Below are 17645 nucleotides of genomic sequence, written 5' to 3'. Positions count from 1 at the left end.
TAGTATTCGTGTCAGTTCAAAGTATCTCAGAGTCAAATCAGCCACCTGTTATTTGTTTAATGGGACCAACTGCATCGGGTAAAACTGCTTTGGCTATGGCACTGCAGGATGCATTACCTTGCGATATAGTGAGTGTCGACTCTGCACTTATTTATCGAGATATGGACATTGGTACAGCCAAACCAACAAAGGCTGAATTAGCTCAATACCCTCATCGACTTATCGATTTACGTGATGCCAGTGAAAGTTATTCAGCAGCAGATTTTTGTCGGGATGCTTTAGCTGAAATTGCTGAAATCAGAAGTAACAATCGCATTCCATTGTTGGTCGGCGGTACTATGATGTATTTCAAAAGTTTAATTGAAGGTATTTCTCCGCTACCGACAGCGAATGAAGAAATTCGTAATGTGATTGAGAGTGAAGCTTTAGCAAACGGCTGGCAGGCAATGCATGATCATTTAACGGAAATAGATCCTGTTTCAGCGGAGCGGATACATCCGAACGATCCACAACGCTTAACTAGAGCGCTTGAAGTGTATCGATTGACAGGTAACACTTTGACACAATTGACTAAAATAAAAGGTGATAAGCTCAGCGGCAATGTTCTACAATTGGCAATAACACCCAAAGAACGTAGTACATTGCACCAGAGAATTGCACTTCGTTATCAGCAAATGATAGCTATGGGCTTTGAGCAAGAAGTGATTAAGCTAAAAGCTCGTGCTGATTTACACCAAAATTTACCTGCTATTCGTTGTGTTGGTTACAGACAAATGTGGCAATACCTTGATGGTGAATTTGACCACGATGAAATGATTTTTCGTGGTGTTTGTGCAACCAGACAGTTAGCTAAAAGACAGTTAACATGGTTAAGGAATTGGCCTGATTTACATTGGCTAACAACGGATGATAAAAGCAACTTAGCACATGTTTTATCGCTGCTTGAGACAAAGCAGTAAAGGGCAAGCAAATATAAAGCAATAGTTTAAAATTGATGTATAATTAACTCGTTAGCTATTTAATACAACGTTTAGTTGTGTTGTTTTCATAGTAAATTTTTCAGATAATTTGTTACTGCGTTTTAAGTTTACCAGTAATGTTTAATAATAATAAAGGGACCATATAATGGCAAAAGGGCAGTCTTTACAAGACCCATTCTTAAATGCATTACGTCGTGATCGCATTCCAGTTGCAATATATTTAGTTAACGGTATTAAATTACAAGGACAGGTAGAATCGTTTGATCAGTTTGTAATTCTTCTTAAAAATACAGTAAGTCAGATGGTATATAAGCATGCTATATCCACTGTTGTACCTTCGCGTGCTGTTAATACAGCACCTGTACCTAGCTTGGATGATCAGTCTTCTGATGATTAAAGATTTTTATCTCTTTTTGAGTACAATTCTTTATGGTACTAGGATTTAACGCTATTGTTTGAACGTTATCAAGCGGGTGAACAAGCAGTACTTGTGCATGTAGACTTCCCAGATGAAAGCAGTAGAGAAGATCTAAGCGAATTTAAGATGTTAGTGTCTTCTGCTGGTGTACAGGCGTTAACCGTTGTAACAGGTAAGCGAAATTCTCCTCACCCCCGTTTTTTTGTCGGCTCAGGTAAAGCAGAAGAAATTCGTGATGCTGTGCATTTAGTTGGCGCTAATGTTGTGCTGTTTAATCATAGTCTAACACCGTCTCAAGAAAAGAATATTGAAGCACTATGTGAATGTCGAGTAGTTGACCGCACCACTTTAATTCTTGATATTTTTGCACAACGCGCTAGAACCCATGAAGGTAAGTTGCAAGTTGAACTTGCACAATTGCGTCATATGAGTAGTCGCTTAATTCGCGGTTGGACTCATTTAGAGAGACAAAAAGGTGGTATCGGCCTTCGAGGACCAGGTGAAACTCAACTTGAAACTGATAGACGTTTATTGCGAGAGCGTATGGTTAATATTCGCAAACGTTTAGCCAAAGTTGAAGTGCAAAGACAACAAGGGCGAAGAGCAAGAACTCGAGCCGAGTTACCAACTTTGTCGTTAGTAGGTTATACCAACGCAGGTAAATCGACCTTATTTAATACCATAACTCAGGCTGAAGTTTATGCTGCAGATCAGTTATTTGCGACCTTAGACCCCACCTTGAGAAAAATAGACTTAGCGGGTGTCGGCCGTGTTATTTTAGCTGATACAGTGGGTTTTATTCGTCATTTACCCCATGATTTAGTCGCTGCCTTTAAAGCAACACTAACTGAAACTCGCGAAGCTGAGTTATTATTGCATGTTGTTGATATTTCAGATGACCGACGTAGCGAAAATATAGAACAAGTAGAATATGTACTTAAAGAAATAGAGGCTAACGAGGTTCCTCAGCTACTTATCTGCAACAAAATAGATAATTTAGATGATATTGAGCCGCGAATAGATAGAGACGCGCAAGGATTGCCAATTCGTGTTTGGCTATCGGCACAAGCGAATATTGGTATTGAATTATTATATACGGCATTAGCAGAACGCTTGGATATACAAGTGGTAAATTACCAATTAAATATCCCACCAAATGCTGGGAAATTGCGTGGAGAGTTATACCGATTAAATTGTATTACCAGCGAGACTTTTGATGAGCATGGTCACTGTCATCTTGAAGTGAATTTACCCTCGCGTGAATGGCAGAAATTACTCGCTAATGAAAGTAATGCAATAGCCAGTTACATTGAGTATTAGATATATTGAACATAAGTGTAAATAAATTTTAATTATAGTGGCGATAATTATACTTTCGCCGATTTTAGTGGAGAACAATATGGCTTGGAACGAACCGGGGAATAATGATAAAGACCCCTGGAAAAATAAAGGTGGCAAGAATCAAGGGCCACCAGATTTAGATGAACTTCTTAACGATCTTGGTAAAAAAGTTACTGGGATTTTTGGTGGTAAAACCACTAAAGGCGGATCTGGATCAGGTAAAAGCTTTTCCAGTATTGGTTTATCCATCCTTCTTATCGTTGCCTCTGTAGTTTATGCATTTAGTGGTTTTTATACTATTAAAGAAGCTGAGCAGGGCATTGTACTAAGATTTGGCGAATACTCAGGTACAGTTGAACCGGGTATTAACTGGAAGTGGACCTTTATTGATCGCATTATTCCAGTAGATATGCAAAGTACCCGTGATATGCCTTCATCAGGTTTTATGTTAACTAAAGATGAAAACGTAGTACGTGTAGAGATGCAAATTCAATATCGCGTTGTTGATGCTCGTAACTATGTTTTTAGTGTAACTAACGCTGATGATAGCTTGAATCAATCACTTGATAGTGCACTGCGTTATGTTGTTGGTCATGCAGATATGGACGACATTCTAACCAGTGGGCGTGAGTCTATTCGTCAATCTGTTTGGCAAGAGTTAGACAAAATAATTGCACCTTATAATTTAGGTCTAATTATTGTTGATGTTAACTTTAAAGATGCGCGTCCACCAAATGAAGTGAAAGACGCTTTTGATGATGCAATTTCGGCACAAGAAGATGAAGTTCGTTTCTTACGTGAAGCCGAAGCTTATGCTCGAGGTATTGAACCACGTGCCCGTGGTCGTGTTAAGCGTATGGAGCAAGAAGCAATTGCCTATAAAGCTCAAATTGTTTTAGATGCACAAGGTGAGGTTGCTCGTTTCGAGAAAATTTTACCAGAGTATCAAGCAGCCCCGAAAGTTACACGTGAACGCTTATATATTGCCACCATGGAAAAAGTGTATGGTAATACTAGTAAGGTTATGATTGATGTTGAAGGGGGTAATAACATGATGTACTTACCTTTAGATAAAATTATTCAGCACCAAAATACCAGTAATCGCAGTGGCAAAACTACCTATGCACCGATAACTGAGCCTAATATAAATACATCACCTTCATCATCTTCAGATCGCTCTGATAGATTCAGTAACGGGAGAAACTAAGAAATGAAGAATTTTTCCATTGCTATAATATCGTTGCTATTTGTATTAGCTGTATCGTCAGTTTTTGTGATTTATGAAGGCCAACGAGGCATCGTATTTCAATTCTCAAAGATTAAACGTGATACTGCTACTGATGAAATGATGGTGTATAAGCCAGGCTTGCATTTCAAAATTCCATTTATTGAGTCAGTACGTAAATTAGATGCACGTATTCAAACATTAGATGAACCAGCAGATCGTTTTGTAACATCAGAGAAAAAAGATTTAATGGTCGACTCATTTGTTAAATGGCGCATCGTTGATTTTTCTACTTATTACTTACGTACTTCTGGCTCTGTAGATAATGCTCGTGCATTACTTAAACAAAAAGTAAATAATGGTTTGCGTACCGAATTTGGTAATCGTACTATTAAAGAAATTGTTTCCGGTGATCGCTCGGCTATAATGAGCAAAGCCCTAGAAAGTGCAGCTAGTAGTCGTGAAGATTTAGGTATCGAAGTTGTTGATGTACGTATTAAAGCGATTAACTTACCGACTGAGATAAGTAATTCAATTTATGAACGTATGCGTGCTGAACGTACTGCTGTTGCTAAAGAGCATAGATCACAAGGTCAAGAGCAAGCTGAAATTATTCGAGCTACTATTGATGCTAAAGTAACTATTATGTTAGCCGAAGCGCAAAAAAATGCCTTTACTGTGCGTGGTGAAGGTGATGCACTTGCGGCAAAAGTTTACGCTGATGCTTATACCAAAGATGCTGAATTTTATAGCTTCTACCGTAGTCTTGAAGCCTACGAAAAAAGCTTTAGCAGTAAAAATGATATCATGGTGGTTAAGCCAGATAGTGAATTCTTCCGTTTTTTAAAAGATGGTAGTAACGCTAAATAGTAACTATTAATGAGTAATTATATAAAGCCAGCATTTTTGCTGGCTTTTTTGTGTCCGGTATATAGCCCATGCTAAATAAGTTTGATGATAAAAATAAGGGAAAACTGCAGCAAAAGTAAACACTATGAAACAAATAATGTTATCAAATTCTGTTATATTCAAAGCGACTAGCAGTAGAGTGCGCAGAAAATGAATAGAGCAACTAAAAATTTCTATAAAGTATAAACTTAATAAAGGTAAAAACATGACAATAAGAAAATATCTAATCGCTGTTATACTATCACTACCAATGGCTGCCACTTTGTTGGCTGCTGAAGCACCACTTGTTTCAATCAAAACCCATGATGATTTTTTTAACAATATAAGTAAACACTGTGGTAAGGCTTTTGAAGGCAAGGTTACGATTGATAATGCGGCCGGTGGCAGTTTTTCAAATAAAAAATTGGTCATGCATGTGCGTAAGTGTACAGATAGCCAATTACAAGTTCCTTTTCATGTTGGTGATGATGCTTCGCGTACCTGGATCATTACTAAAACTGGCTCAGGTCTTTCATTAAAGCATGATCATAGACAAAAAGATGGTAGTAATGATAAATCAACTATGTATGGTGGCCATACTAATGGTGCTGGTTGGTCGGAAATGCAATCTTTCCCGGCAGATCAATACTCTAAAGAGCTATTTGTCGAACAAGGAATACCACAATCAGTTGGTAATACTTGGCAAATGTACATCTACCCAGAAAAATTTACTTATCGTTTAATACGCCAAGGTAGAGAATTTAGAGTAGATTTCGATTTAACTAAGCCAATTACTGATCCTATAGCACCATGGGGTTACGATTAATTTATAAGCTAACTTGTTAACTTTATAGGTTATTTTAAAAGCAGCTTAAAAAGCTGCTTTTTTCTCTTGGACTATAAATGAAATTTTGGTAAAATCCCCGCCTAATTTTCTTATGAAATAGTAAAACATGGGCAAAAATGTAGTTGTTCTCGGCACTCAATGGGGTGACGAAGGTAAAGGTAAGATTGTAGACTTACTAACCGATAAAGCTAAATATGTAGTTCGTTATCAAGGCGGTCACAATGCTGGCCATACTTTAGTGATCAACGGTGAAAAAACCGTATTACATCTTATTCCATCTGGCGTATTACGTGATAACGTAAAATGTCTTATCGGTAACGGTGTAGTTTTATGTCCTAAAGCTTTGATGACAGAAATTACCATGTTAGAAGCCAAAGGCGTTCCAGTACGTGAACGTTTATTGATTAGTGACGCATGTCCACTAATCCTTCCTTACCATAACGCCTTAGATGCTGCACGTGAAGTTGCGCGTGGTAATAAAGCTATTGGTACTACAGGTCGTGGTATTGGTCCAGCATATGAAGATAAAGTTGCGAGACGCGGTTTACGTGTTGGCGATTTGTTCTGTGCAGAAACATTTGCGGCTAAACTAAAAGAAATTGTTGAATATCATAACTTCTCATTGGTTAACTACTATAAAGTTGAGCCAGTGAACTATGAAGAAATATTAGCAGACGCCTTAGCGGTTGCTGATACTATTAAAAACATGACCGCTGATATTTCAGAAATATTAGATCAATCGCGTAAGGCGGGTGAGTCAATCATGTTTGAAGGTGCCCAAGGTACTTTACTTGATATCGACCATGGTACCTATCCTTACGTAACCTCTTCAAATACTACCGCGGGTGGTGTTGCGACAGGTTGTGGCGTAGGACCTCGTCATTTAGATTACATCTTAGGTATTACCAAAGCTTACACTACACGTGTTGGTTCAGGCCCTTTCCCTACAGAGCTGCATGATGATATCGGTGAACATTTAGGTACCGTTGGCCATGAATTTGGCGCAACTACAGGCCGTGAACGTCGTTGTGGTTGGTTTGATGCCGTTGCTATGCATCGTGCCATTCAAGTAAATAGTATCACCGGTTTTTGTTTGACTAAGCTTGATGTACTTGATGGCTTAAAAACATTAAAAATCTGTACTGGTTATAAAACTGAAGCAGGTGATATTATCACTGTGCCACCTACGGCTGCTGAAGGGTATGAGAAAATTACACCTGTATATGAGGAAATGCCAGGTTGGAGTGAAAGCACAGTAGGCGCAACATCAGTTGATGTTTTACCTGAAAATGCTCTTGCTTACATCAAACGTATTGAAGACATTACCGGTATACCAGTAGATATCATATCTACCGGTCCAGATCGTGTTGAAACGATTATTAAAGTAAATCCTTTTCTTTAAGAATAACTTACCTTTATTATAAAAGGTAAGTAGAGAGATTACTTAGCAAAAAAGTCTAGCCATGTGCTGGACTTTTTTTTGGAAAAAATTCTATTATTATAGCTGAATTAAAAAAGTGATCGGATGTCTAGATTAATTCATTTTAACTTCCATAATCATATATACAGGACGACATTGTAGATAACGTGTTTTAAAGGGGTGTAAGTCAATTATATCTTAACTACGTTGTATTTTTAATTGAATAGTTAATTGTATATAGCCAATATTTATCAAATTAATATGCTTTTATCGTATGCTATAGTCTCATTAGTTACAGTCTGCATAGCGTTTATATAGTAAAACAGACTTGTATTGCTCTATCACTATGAAATACCATATAAGTAAGTAAAAGCTTGTGTTAATAATAACGATAATAAAAAACAATCATGGCTATACTTGCATTTACAACAAACTAACATTATTAATAACGCATTAGGAACTCTCATGACAGATCTACGCCAGCAAGCTTTAGATTACCACTCTCAACCTACGCCAGGTAAAATTAGTGTAGCACTGACAACATCAGCTGAAACAAGTCATGACTTATCATTAGCCTATAGCCCGGGTGTCGCAGAGCCTTGTCGAGAGATTGCCGCTAATCCAGAAGATGTTTATAAATACACAGCAAAAGGTAATACTGTTGCAGTTATTAGTAATGGTACTGCAGTATTAGGTCTTGGTAACATAGGCCCTATGGCCTCAAAACCTGTTATGGAAGGCAAGTCGTTATTGTTCAAACGCTTCGCCAATATTGATTCATTTGACATTGAAGTAACGCATAAAACCATTGATGATTTTGTTAATACCGTAGCAAATATAGCCGATAGTTTTGGCGGTATTAATCTCGAAGATATCAAAGCGCCAGAATGTTTCGCCATTGAAAAAGCGTTAATCGAACGCTGTAAAATACCAGTATTTCATGATGATCAACACGGTACGGCAATCGTAACGGCAGCGGGCATGATGAATGCGTTAGATATACAGGGTAAAGATATCAAACAAGCTAATATTGTTTGTTTAGGTGCTGGAGCTGCAGCAATCGCTTGTATGGAACTACTGATTAAATGTGGTGCCCAGCGTGAAAAAATCTACATGCTCGATTCAAAAGGCGTAGTACATACTCGCCGCGATGACTTGAATGAATACAAAAAATTATTTGCTAATAATACTGACAAACGTACTTTGGATGATGCCATTATTGGTGCGGATGTTTTTGTTGGTGTTTCAGGCCCTAACTTATTAAATCAAGATCAAGTTAAGTTAATGGCAGGTAACCCTATTATATTTGCGTGTTCAAATCCGGATCCAGAAATTAAGCCAGAATTGGCTGTTGCTGCACGTGATGATTTAATCATGGCTACTGGTCGTTCTGATTACCCTAATCAGGTAAATAATGTTTTATGTTTCCCCTTTATTTTTCGTGGAGCACTAGATGTGCGTGCTAGTACTATTAATGATGCAATGAAAATTGCGGCAGTACATGCAATTAGAGCACTAGCTAAAGAGCCTGTACCGGCTGAAGTACTTAAAGCAAGTGGTGTTAAGAGCCTGACTTTCGGTAAAGATTATATTATCCCTAAGCCTATGGACTCACGACTGTGTGCTGTTGTAGCTAAAGCTGTGGCACAAGCAGCCGTTGATTCTGGTGTTGCTGCACTAGAGATGCCAGAAAACTATATGCTTTAATGGTTAAAACAAGCTTAACTGTAAAGTTATTCAATACAGTAGTTACTGTTGTTAGTTATTGATTTTTTTGACAACAATATAAATAAAGGTCATGGTATGATAAATATCATGACCTTTTTTATGGGAAAAATTCTATGTATAAAACGATAGTTTTACTATTCATCACTATGCTTTCACTATTTACAGTGGGTTGTTCACAAGCAAGTAATGTGCAAGAAAAAGAACAAAAGCAAGCGTTAGTCAAAGTAGGAAAACAGCAAGTGACAGATAAAAAAGAGCAGGTTTGGCAAGAAGTTACTGTGAAACATTATGACTTAGAAGGTGGTTTTTATGGCCTAACATCTAAGTCAGGCGGTAAATTATTACCAATGAACCTAGCCAAAAAATACCAGTTATCAGGCACAGTTCTTAAAGTGAAAGGCCAAATTATTAAAGGTATGGTAACCATTCAGCAATGGGGACAACCTTTTAAAATTACGGATGTTGAATTAGTTAAATTAGGCAAGGCAGATGCAGGTGTAACATTTTAATTGATAGGAAGTCACTTAGCATAGGAGGGAGTTATAACGTGGAGTATCGTCTTGTTCCGTATTTATTTATTTATTTATTCTATTACTCTTAACTGGCTGCTCTCGAATCGACCTCTACTTTGCAGAAAGTTCTTATGAGCAAGCGAAGGTTGAAAATAAGGTGGAACCAATCATTGCAATATTAGAAACACTTGCAGTGTTAGAGCCAGAAGTATATCAAATCAAACTAAAGACAGCTCAAATGGCATTAGTCAAATTGCAAGAGGCCCAGTCTTATATGGCCAAAGGCAACTTTTATTTAGCTTACCTTGCCAGTCATAAGTCCTATAGAATAATTCCAACAGGAGAAAGTAAAAAGATACTTATCAAAACCGAGTCGATGTTAAGTTATGCAGTAGGCGTGCATACCAATATTGGTAAATCATTCCAGTATTTACCTGAGAAAATTCCTGAGCTTTTATCTAAATATCAAAATCTGCCTATTCTTGAATGGGACCTTATTGAGATAAACTCTGTTCTTGGGCAACTTAGGAACGCTGCCAAAGCATTGAACTCTTCATTGCTTGCTATAGAGCGTGAACATAATAGTTACCTATTTCCGGAAATAGAAAAATGGCAAGCTGGCATTCGAAATCAGCAAGGAATGATTCAAAGTACACAAAACTATTTAATTGATATTGCACTTAGTGATAGCGCTGTGATGCTTCAAACACTCAATATTAAATTGACTGAGGAAAGTGCTAATTTGTTATCTCTTGTTCGGTCAAGTCTAGCAGAGGCGGCAATACAGCCATATTTCATTCAAGCAAAAAAAGACTTCGAGCCTTATGCTAACTTAGCAATAAATTTGTCATTGTCTAGTTCATTAACACAACGAAATACTCATGCTAAATGGTATAGCCATTGGAGTAGTATTGAAATGCAAGTGTTGGAATATAGCGACTCATTTTCTGAATACCCAAAGGCATTCCCTGACCGTGAAAAAGTATTAAGTACTTTTAAACAAGAATCAAAAATAAGAGTGCCTAATTTAGAACAAGGTTTTTTAAATTTAGATTTATTCATCAGTAAGCACGAAAGTATTTATGGCTTAATTGAAACGTTAGACCGTGATCGGATAATATTAAACTACGGTTTATCATCAACTTAATTTTTAGCACTATTTTTAGGATTATATATGAATTGGACACAAGCTAGGATATATATTGTTTTCTCTATGTTTTTATCGTTACTTTGCCTTTCAATAGTAAGTGTTGCAAGTGACTTACCTGAAATTCTAGATTACTATCCAAATTGCGATTATACGGTTATTAATACGACTAAAGTAAGAATGAAAACAGATCAGCCTTTATCTACTGATACTACATTGAATTTATTAACTAAATTAAGAAAAAAGGCATTGGCGGTTGATGCGGATGCGCTTATATTAATTGATAAAAAAACTAGAAGAGAAAAAAATAAGGCTGTGACTCATGGCTTGGCATCATCGGCAGCAGCTAATTATATCGTTAGTTATCAAGCCGAGTTAATCAGTCAATGCAAAGGAAATAACAGCAAAAACCAAAAACTAGCACCTTATAATAATCAAGGTCACAAAGTAATAGATACTCTCAACACAACCACTACCATTGAAACGACGTATACCTTCACTCCCCTAATAAAAGAAAAACTTAATCATCCCATAATAACAAATAAAGAGCTTTCTCTAGCTAATGGTTTATATGGCGTTAAAATTGGAACCAGTTATCAAAGCGTTGTAGAAAAGCTTGGTGATCCGAGTGTTGAATTTTTTATGTTTAAAGGTGAAGTTGTTATAGGTTATGGACGAAGTCACTGGCTACACTTTCGTTCTGGTCGTTTAGTCAATATTCAAAGTGATATATCAATTTTATCACCTACGCTTTTGAATAAGATTCCGCTGCGTGACTTCTTTGATGATAGTCCTTGGCTTATTGCTAACCAAATAATGCACCGTTCTCTACTATCGGAAGTAACTTCTGTATTAGCAGGTGATATTCAACTATCATCCAAAAAAGAAGTCGTGATGAGCGATCAGAATAATAGTTTAATATTATATTTCTCTGCTAGTAAAAACCATGATAGTGGTGACACCAGTTATATTTTAGATGGCTTCTCTCTTCAAGATAACTCATATATCAAATCTAGCTATCAAATAGATAACAGGAAAAAAGCTCAATTAGACACACTAGGGCTGGCTTTCTCTTCATTGGTTCAAGATCAAGAAGTAAAGTTGGCATCATTATCAGGCAGGCTAGGTGAACCACTCGGCCGTATTACACTCTCGGTAAATGCGTATATAGATATATATAATTCCAATATGCTGGTTGAAGCAAAGAGGTCAAGGCTAGTTTCACTTCAATTGTTAGAGGAGTTATTTAACAAAGAAGGTGATTATGCAACTGAACTACCTTGGAAATTAGGTGATTTCATTCAAGGTAAAAGTAAAGAACAACTTAGAAGTTACTTTCCAGTGGGATCATTTGAGTTAGATGATACTGTGCAGGTAGAGGCTGAAAAATTTCAATTAACACTGCTCTTTGATGATAGTAGTAAAGAAGGCCTATTGTATGAAGCGGAAGTCTTGATATATTAATTAGCCTTTACTCGTGTACCCAATGCAGTTTACTTTTCATTACTTGTTGTGACTACAGCTGTGGGGTTGCTTTAGTTGTGTGAGCAGAGTATTGCCTTCAATAAACTGTACTTGATATAACCTTTGATATTCTTTTTCACTAATGTTGACTACTTCCTGCTGACTTAATAACTGAGTCAGCTGGGGAGTTGTATTGCTATGACCAACAATCAGGGCATTTTCTTTACGCTGCTTTAAATGTAGAGAAAGTTGTTCAAGTTGCTTTGGATCATAATTTTTTATAGCTATGTTTTTTTTGTTAGACAAAGGGGCCGCTGTCGACAGTGTACGTTGGTAGCTAGTACTATAAATAGACTTTATATTCGCCGTACTCAATAAGACTGCCAACTGTCTTGCTCTTTCTTTACCACATTGGGTTAATGCTGGATTTTTATTCTCAGTTTCCTTCTCTGCATGCCTTACTAGGTAAAGAGTAAAATTATCGCTCGCTAAGCAAGGTTGAAACAACAAGACAATGGCAATCACTAAACTAAAATTTTTCATCATATACCTTTCAACACATTATTATCTTCAAAGAACCTTAACTGGTTAGAGTCATAAGTATTTAACTATCACCCTAACCAGTAAAGTCTAAATCATCACTAAAACAGTCGATTTAAGCCATTTAAGGCGGCAACTCGAAATGCTTCCGCCATAGTAGGGTAATTAAAGGTTGTTTCAACAAAATACTCTATGGTATTGCCACCATTTTTTTGTTGCATAATTGCTTGGCCGATATGAATGATTTCTGCAGCATTTTCACCAAAACAATGAATTCCTAAAATTTCTTTAGTTTCACGATGAAAAAGGATCTTTAAAGAGCCAACCAAGTTATTAGAGATTTGAGCTCTGGCAAGGTGCTTAAATTGAGCTCTACCCACTTCATAAGGTATTTTGGCTTCAGTAAGTTCTTGTTCTGTTTTACCAACAGAGCTAATTTCTGGAATCGTGTATATACCAGTAGGAATATCAACAATTAATTTAGCCTGACTACTGCTATCAACCATTGCTAAAGCAGCAATTCGGCCTTGATCAAAGGCTGCACTAGCCAAGCTTGGGTAGCCAATAACATCACCAACAGCAAAAATATTGTCAACTTCTGTCTGGTAGCAGTCGTTTACTTTTAGTTGGCCACGACTATCTGCTTTTAAGCCAGCAGCCGCTAGGTTTAAATCTGCAGTATTACCGGTACGACCATTGGCAAACAGCAAACAATCGGCACGCATTTTTTTACCCGATTGTAAATGTACTACAACAGCATCATCGCTAGCCTCAACACGTTCAATTTCTTCACCATGACGTATAACAACACCGCTATTCCATAAATGGTAACTGAGCGAGTCAGACATTTCTGCATCTAAGAATGATAGCAATCGTTCACGGGTATTGATTAAGTCTACTTTTACCCCTAAGCCTCTAAATATAGAGGCATACTCACTACCTATAACACCAGCACCATAAATAATGACGTGTCTAGGTGCATGTTTAAGGCTTAATATGCTATCGGAGTCATAAACGCGGGAATGATTAAAGTCGATATCATCGGGTCGGTAAGGTCGAGAGCCTGTAGCAATGACTATTTGCTTGGCGGTAATTTTTTCAACAGAGCCATCAGTGTGCAAGACGTGTATTGTATGAGCATCAATAAAAGACGCTTCACCTAATATATGCTCAACACGGTTACGATTATAAAAACCGCTACGTAAATTAACTTGCTTACGAATTACTGCAGAAGCATGACTTAATATATCTTGAAAGGTTAACTGTTTTACTTGATCGTTTTGGTTAAACAATGGATTGGAATTGTATTCAATTAAACGACTTACTGATTGGCGTAATGCCTTCGATGGAATAGTACCCCAATGAGTACAACCACCACCAACTTGATGGTATCGTTCAATAATGGCCACTTTCTTTTGACGCTTAGCGAGATTCATTGCTGCACCTTCGCCACCAGGACCTGTACCAATGATAATTACGTCATAATCAAAATTTAAATTTTCTGCTTTACTTGCTTTTGATTTAGCCAATAGTAAGTCCTCAAGTTATTTAATGTAAAAAATATAGCTGTATATTATCAGAACTAAAACTGACAATATTGAGCTAATTCAGTATTATGACAATAATATTAGAATTTATTTCATAAAGAGTCCATTAGATGAGCGGTGTAAGAGCGCAGCAAAAAGAAAAGACCCGTCGTCAAATCATTAATGCGGCTTTAAACCAACTCAGTGCCGAACGTAGTTTTTCTAGCTTAAGTTTACGTGAAGTCGCTAAAGAGGCAGGATTAGCACCAACCTCTTTTTATCGACACTTTTCTGATATGGATGAATTAGGTTTAACTCTAGTTGATGAAGCGGGCCTCACTCTAAGGCAGCTAATGCGTCAAGCAAGACAAAGAATCGCCAAAGGTGGATCTGTTATTCAAATTTCAGTGCAAACTTTTATGGAATTAATTGAAAGTAACGGTAATATTTTTAGATTATTGCTACGTGAGCGTTCAGGAACATCTGCAGCTTTTCGAGCCGCCGTAATTCGAGAAATACGTTACTTTACTATGGAGTTATGCGATTACTTGCAAAAAGCGAATCAGCTTGATGCTGATGTTGCCTATATGCAAGCAAACGCTGCAGTAACCATTGTTTTCAGTGCTGGCTCCGACGCGCTTGATATAGAAGATAAAGTAGAAAGAGATCAGTTAGCCCAGCAAACTATTCAACAACTTCGCTTTATTGCCCGCGGCGCATTGGAACTAAGTGACCGCCGAAAAAAAATGAGAAGAAACCGCTAATCTTACTTTCTTGTTAGTATTACACCTGTTTCTACATGGTCGGTATAAGGGAATTGGTCAAATAACGCAAATTTGTCAATGTTATGCGTTTCTACCAGAAGAGATAAGTTATCTTTCAATGTTTCAGGGTTACAAGATATGTAAATAATCTTGTTAAAGCGACTGACCAATTCAACGCTATCTTTATCTAAGCCTGCGCGCGGTGGATCAACCAGAACCGTATCGTAGTTATATGCAGTTAAATCGAAACCTTCTAAACGTCTGAATTTTCGTTCACCATTCATTGCTTGACTGAATTCTTCACTCGACATACGAACAATATCGATATTATCAATATTGTTTTTATTAATGTTTATTTGTGCTGAACGAACAGATGTTTTAGATATCTCTGTACCTAATACTCGCTCAAAATTTTCAGCGAGAGCAATGCTAAAATTCCCATTGCCACAGTAAAGTTCAATTAAATCTCCTTCTGCATTTTGTGTAGCTTGTTGAGCCCATAATAGCATTTGTTCATTTACTCCAGCATTGGGCTGGGTGAAACTATTTTCTACTTGCTGATAAATATATGTCTTACTTCCCACTTGCAAGGATTCCATTACATAATCCTTATCAACAATAATTTTTTGCTTCTTTGCGCGACCAATGATATCTACAGGAGCTATTGAAGATAGTTGAGCTTTTAATTTTTCAGCTTCGACCTGCCAATTATCTTCTAGGGGTTTGTGATACAACATGCTAATCAATAACTCACCACTCAATGTTGATAAAAAATCGACTTGGAAAAGTTTATAACGCAATTCTTTATGTTCTTTGATGGCGGCGAGTAAAGCCTTCATTGCTTTGTTTATTAATATACTGGCTACAGGGAAGTCATCAACTCTAAATTTTTCCTTAGTTTTACTATCAAACATTATGTAATAGAGGTCATCACCATCATGCCAAACTCTAAACTCAGCTCTTTGACGGTAATTTAATGAGACTGACGGATATAAATCAGCGGCAGGTAGATTAAAGTCACTAAATAATCTAGCCATATCTTGTTGTTTTTTCGATAATTGCGCATTGTAATTATCGGGGTGAATGTGACTAAACATATATAGTGCCTTGTATAAATAATAGGGATGTAAATTACAGCGCGAAGTTTACTATTCACTTAGCTTTTGTCTAGCCTTTAATTAATATAATTACTTATGAAAGATTAACTAAATAACTCAAGCTAAAGTCGAAATTGGCGAGAATAAAGCATGAAATAAAATAATTACTACAAAGCATTAAGTTAAGCCTTCTCAAATTACAACAAGAATCATAGCTTGTAGGGAAAAGATAACAACTCAGCTTTAGCTAGAAACCATTAAAAAAGGCTACTAACTTTCGTTAGTAGCCTTTCATATCAGGAAAGTTTTAAATTAGATATCAATCATCTTGATTATTATCATCAGCTCTTTCAGGGCGATCCTTAGCTTCTCTTACTTTTAATGTACGTTGTTGAAACTCGGTATCATTAAGTGCGGTGATAGCTTTATCTAAATCAGCTGCTGCCATTTCAACAAAACCGAAACCTCGACGCTTTCCTGTATGTTTATCTTTCATTAATCGTACTGAGAGTACAGAACCATGATCTGAGAAAAGCTCACGTACCGCGGTTTCATTTGCTCTATAAGGTAAGTTACCAACATAGAGTGTTCTAACATCTTCATCAGCAACATCAGAGTTGTTGGAAGAAGCAGAGTCTTGGCTAGTTGATGAGCTACCAGAAACTAGCGGTGCGAGAAGCGCACTAACAAATACCAGAGCTGCTATAAGAATAGGGCTAGTTGGTACAACAAAAGTGACAATGTAAGCGATGATGGCAAAAACAACAGCAATGATGACTGTTTGTAAGGTTGGAGACTTCATATAAAGATACCTAATTATTATTTTAATAAACTAATTTAACTGGTTGAATAAATGCAAATAGCGATTCTATGTTACGCAGCTTTTTATAATGTGCAACTATCAAGTGCAAAAATTATGCAATTAATCATACTAGATTAAACATTTCATATATAAATAGCAGCCATGTGCGTTTAAAGTGTACATGTTGAGGTATATATAGACACTTAAATAAAAAGATTAAAATAACCCTTGTGCTAACCGTAAAACTCTCTACAATGCGCTCCAGTTCCAAGGGGGTCAGGTGAAAACCTCTACCAACTGGGCGTTTTGATAAGTTATCTAGTTGCTTTTAAGCTAAACCAGTTAACTTAACGTCTCGTTTTAAAGTGTTTTAAAATACTTTACTTTAAATAGAAAAAAACATTGACATCAAAACTCGGAAGCGTATTATACGCCTCCTGCTTCGGGGCAACAGCAACAAGCAACACTGATTAACTACACGGTTTTCAGTTCAGGTGAAGAGCGAATGCGACTCTCATCTACTTCAACTTAATCTTAGCGATTATTTAGAAGTCATTCTTTAACAATTAGTTATCATGCAATTTGTGTGAGTACTCACATTAATGTTGTTTTACATAGTTTTCCTTCGGGAGAACAAAAACGCTTAATGAATGATGTTCATGCAAATAAATATAGTTACTTATCTTTAGCGAGGTAGGTAGCGACTATGTAATGCGATATCAATTACCTTTAGAGGGAGTTGGTATCACGACAGAATTCATTGAGCAGATGTTCACTTCGGTGACATCACAAACGATTTTTAATTGAAGAGTTTGATCATGGCTCAGATTGAACGCTGGCGGCAGGCTTAACACATGCAAGTCGAGCGGTAACAGAGATAGCTTGCTATCTGCTGACGAGCGGCGGACGGGTGAGTAATGCTTGGGAATATGCCTTATGGTGGGGG

The 17645-nt window shown here is 37.0% G+C and carries 16 protein-coding genes and 1 rRNA gene; 13 read left to right on the top strand and 4 right to left on the bottom strand.

The features are described from left to right. Nucleotides 1-59 precede the first annotated feature (59 nt). The 11 genes from miaA to GAB14E_RS22105 all read left to right on the top strand — a co-directional run bounded on the left by miaA (nucleotide 60) and on the right by GAB14E_RS22105 (nucleotide 11970). Complete coding sequence (gene miaA / locus GAB14E_RS22055) at nucleotides 60-959, top strand: tRNA (adenosine(37)-N6)-dimethylallyltransferase MiaA (protein WP_231561963.1); 900 nt, start codon at nucleotides 60-62, stop codon at nucleotides 957-959. A gap of 166 nt (nucleotides 960-1125) precedes the next feature. After that, the gene (gene hfq / locus GAB14E_RS22060; RefSeq protein ID WP_033080232.1) at nucleotides 1126-1377 is read left to right on the top strand and encodes an RNA chaperone Hfq; all 252 of its coding nucleotides are present in this window, start codon (nucleotides 1126-1128) and stop codon (nucleotides 1375-1377) included. 54 nt (nucleotides 1378-1431) lie between these two features. After that, a complete protein-coding gene (hflX, locus tag GAB14E_RS22065; RefSeq protein ID WP_033080231.1) occupies nucleotides 1432-2718 on the top strand; it encodes a ribosome rescue GTPase HflX in 1287 nt (428 codons plus the stop codon). Between the two features lie 79 nt (nucleotides 2719-2797). After that, complete coding sequence (gene hflK, locus GAB14E_RS22070) at nucleotides 2798-3946, top strand: FtsH protease activity modulator HflK (protein ID WP_033080230.1); 1149 nt, start codon at nucleotides 2798-2800, stop codon at nucleotides 3944-3946. Between the two features lie 3 nt (nucleotides 3947-3949). Further along, the gene (gene hflC / locus GAB14E_RS22075; RefSeq protein WP_033080229.1) at nucleotides 3950-4834 is read left to right on the top strand and encodes a protease modulator HflC; all 885 of its coding nucleotides are present in this window, start codon (nucleotides 3950-3952) and stop codon (nucleotides 4832-4834) included. Nucleotides 4835-5078: 244 nt separating this feature from the next. Then, complete coding sequence (locus GAB14E_RS22080; protein WP_052093321.1) at nucleotides 5079-5678, top strand: hypothetical protein; 600 nt, start codon at nucleotides 5079-5081, stop codon at nucleotides 5676-5678. 127 nt (nucleotides 5679-5805) lie between these two features. Further along, nucleotides 5806-7101: an adenylosuccinate synthase gene (locus GAB14E_RS22085; protein WP_033080228.1), complete on the top strand. Its 1296-nt coding sequence runs from the start codon at nucleotides 5806-5808 to the stop codon at nucleotides 7099-7101. 483 nt (nucleotides 7102-7584) lie between these two features. Further along, nucleotides 7585-8826: a malic enzyme-like NAD(P)-binding protein gene (locus GAB14E_RS22090; protein ID WP_033080227.1), complete on the top strand. Its 1242-nt coding sequence runs from the start codon at nucleotides 7585-7587 to the stop codon at nucleotides 8824-8826. 134 nt (nucleotides 8827-8960) lie between these two features. Then, on the top strand, nucleotides 8961-9356 hold the full coding sequence (locus GAB14E_RS22095) for a hypothetical protein (RefSeq protein ID WP_033080226.1): 396 nt from the start codon (nucleotides 8961-8963) through the stop codon (nucleotides 9354-9356). A gap of 160 nt (nucleotides 9357-9516) precedes the next feature. Continuing rightward, nucleotides 9517-10506: a hypothetical protein gene (locus tag GAB14E_RS22100; RefSeq protein ID WP_033080225.1), complete on the top strand. Its 990-nt coding sequence runs from the start codon at nucleotides 9517-9519 to the stop codon at nucleotides 10504-10506. A gap of 27 nt (nucleotides 10507-10533) precedes the next feature. Next, a complete protein-coding gene (locus GAB14E_RS22105; RefSeq protein ID WP_033080224.1) occupies nucleotides 10534-11970 on the top strand; it encodes an MBL fold metallo-hydrolase in 1437 nt (478 codons plus the stop codon). Between the two features lie 39 nt (nucleotides 11971-12009). On the opposite strand, the gene GAB14E_RS22110 is transcribed toward GAB14E_RS22105, so the two are convergent. Both GAB14E_RS22110 and sthA read right to left on the bottom strand, forming a co-directional pair. Further along, nucleotides 12010-12516 (bottom strand): SixA phosphatase family protein, encoded by a 507-nt coding sequence (locus tag GAB14E_RS22110; protein WP_231561949.1) that lies wholly within the window; start codon nucleotides 12514-12516, stop codon nucleotides 12010-12012. 95 nt (nucleotides 12517-12611) lie between these two features. Next, complete coding sequence (sthA, locus tag GAB14E_RS22115) at nucleotides 12612-14039, bottom strand: Si-specific NAD(P)(+) transhydrogenase (RefSeq protein ID WP_033080222.1); 1428 nt, start codon at nucleotides 14037-14039, stop codon at nucleotides 12612-12614. 128 nt (nucleotides 14040-14167) lie between these two features. On the opposite strand from sthA, the gene fabR reads away from it, so the two are divergent. Next, the gene (gene fabR / locus GAB14E_RS22120) at nucleotides 14168-14800 is read left to right on the top strand and encodes an HTH-type transcriptional repressor FabR (RefSeq protein WP_033080221.1); all 633 of its coding nucleotides are present in this window, start codon (nucleotides 14168-14170) and stop codon (nucleotides 14798-14800) included. A gap of 2 nt (nucleotides 14801-14802) precedes the next feature. Here fabR and trmA read toward each other — a convergent pair whose 3' ends face one another. Continuing rightward, nucleotides 14803-15897 carry a tRNA (uridine(54)-C5)-methyltransferase TrmA gene (trmA, locus tag GAB14E_RS22125; protein ID WP_033080220.1) on the bottom strand — a complete coding sequence of 365 codons (1095 nt, stop codon included), beginning with the start codon at nucleotides 15895-15897 and terminating at the stop codon, nucleotides 14803-14805. A 319-nt stretch (nucleotides 15898-16216) separates the two neighbouring features. Further along, a complete protein-coding gene (locus GAB14E_RS22130; protein ID WP_033080219.1) occupies nucleotides 16217-16699 on the bottom strand; it encodes an RNA recognition motif domain-containing protein in 483 nt (160 codons plus the stop codon). A gap of 800 nt (nucleotides 16700-17499) precedes the next feature. On the opposite strand from GAB14E_RS22130, the gene GAB14E_RS0122335 reads away from it, so the two are divergent. Beyond that, nucleotides 17500-17645: ribosomal RNA gene (locus GAB14E_RS0122335) — 16S ribosomal RNA — on the top strand; the annotation flags it as partial.

The organism is Colwellia psychrerythraea, assembly GCF_000764185.1.
GTDB classification, from domain to species: domain Bacteria; phylum Pseudomonadota; class Gammaproteobacteria; order Enterobacterales; family Alteromonadaceae; genus Colwellia; species Colwellia psychrerythraea_B.
The sequence above is the reverse complement of the archived record's forward strand: the minus strand, read 5'-3'. Positions and strand labels throughout refer to the sequence as shown.

Excerpts from the sequence above, each read along its gene's own strand:
- hflK (WP_033080230.1), top strand. The coding sequence starts at position 2,798 with ATGGCTTGGAACGAACCGGGGAATAATGATAAAGACCCCTGGAAAAAT.
- GAB14E_RS22090 (WP_033080227.1), top strand. The coding sequence starts at position 7,585 with ATGACAGATCTACGCCAGCAAGCTTTAGATTACCACTCTCAACCTACG.
- trmA (WP_033080220.1), bottom strand. The coding sequence starts at position 15,897 with ATGTTTAGTCACATTCACCCCGATAATTACAATGCGCAATTATCGAAA.
- hfq (WP_033080232.1), top strand. The coding sequence starts at position 1,126 with ATGGCAAAAGGGCAGTCTTTACAAGACCCATTCTTAAATGCATTACGT.
- hflC (WP_033080229.1), top strand. The coding sequence starts at position 3,950 with ATGAAGAATTTTTCCATTGCTATAATATCGTTGCTATTTGTATTAGCT.
- GAB14E_RS22110 (WP_231561949.1), bottom strand. The coding sequence starts at position 12,516 with ATGATGAAAAATTTTAGTTTAGTGATTGCCATTGTCTTGTTGTTTCAA.
- GAB14E_RS22130 (WP_033080219.1), bottom strand. The coding sequence starts at position 16,699 with ATGAAGTCTCCAACCTTACAAACAGTCATCATTGCTGTTGTTTTTGCC.
- miaA (WP_231561963.1), top strand. The coding sequence starts at position 60 with ATGGGACCAACTGCATCGGGTAAAACTGCTTTGGCTATGGCACTGCAG.
- GAB14E_RS22095 (WP_033080226.1), top strand. The coding sequence starts at position 8,961 with ATGTATAAAACGATAGTTTTACTATTCATCACTATGCTTTCACTATTT.
- GAB14E_RS22085 (WP_033080228.1), top strand. The coding sequence starts at position 5,806 with ATGGGCAAAAATGTAGTTGTTCTCGGCACTCAATGGGGTGACGAAGGT.
- GAB14E_RS22080 (WP_052093321.1), top strand. The coding sequence starts at position 5,079 with ATGACAATAAGAAAATATCTAATCGCTGTTATACTATCACTACCAATG.
- fabR (WP_033080221.1), top strand. The coding sequence starts at position 14,168 with ATGAGCGGTGTAAGAGCGCAGCAAAAAGAAAAGACCCGTCGTCAAATC.
- GAB14E_RS22105 (WP_033080224.1), top strand. The coding sequence starts at position 10,534 with ATGAATTGGACACAAGCTAGGATATATATTGTTTTCTCTATGTTTTTA.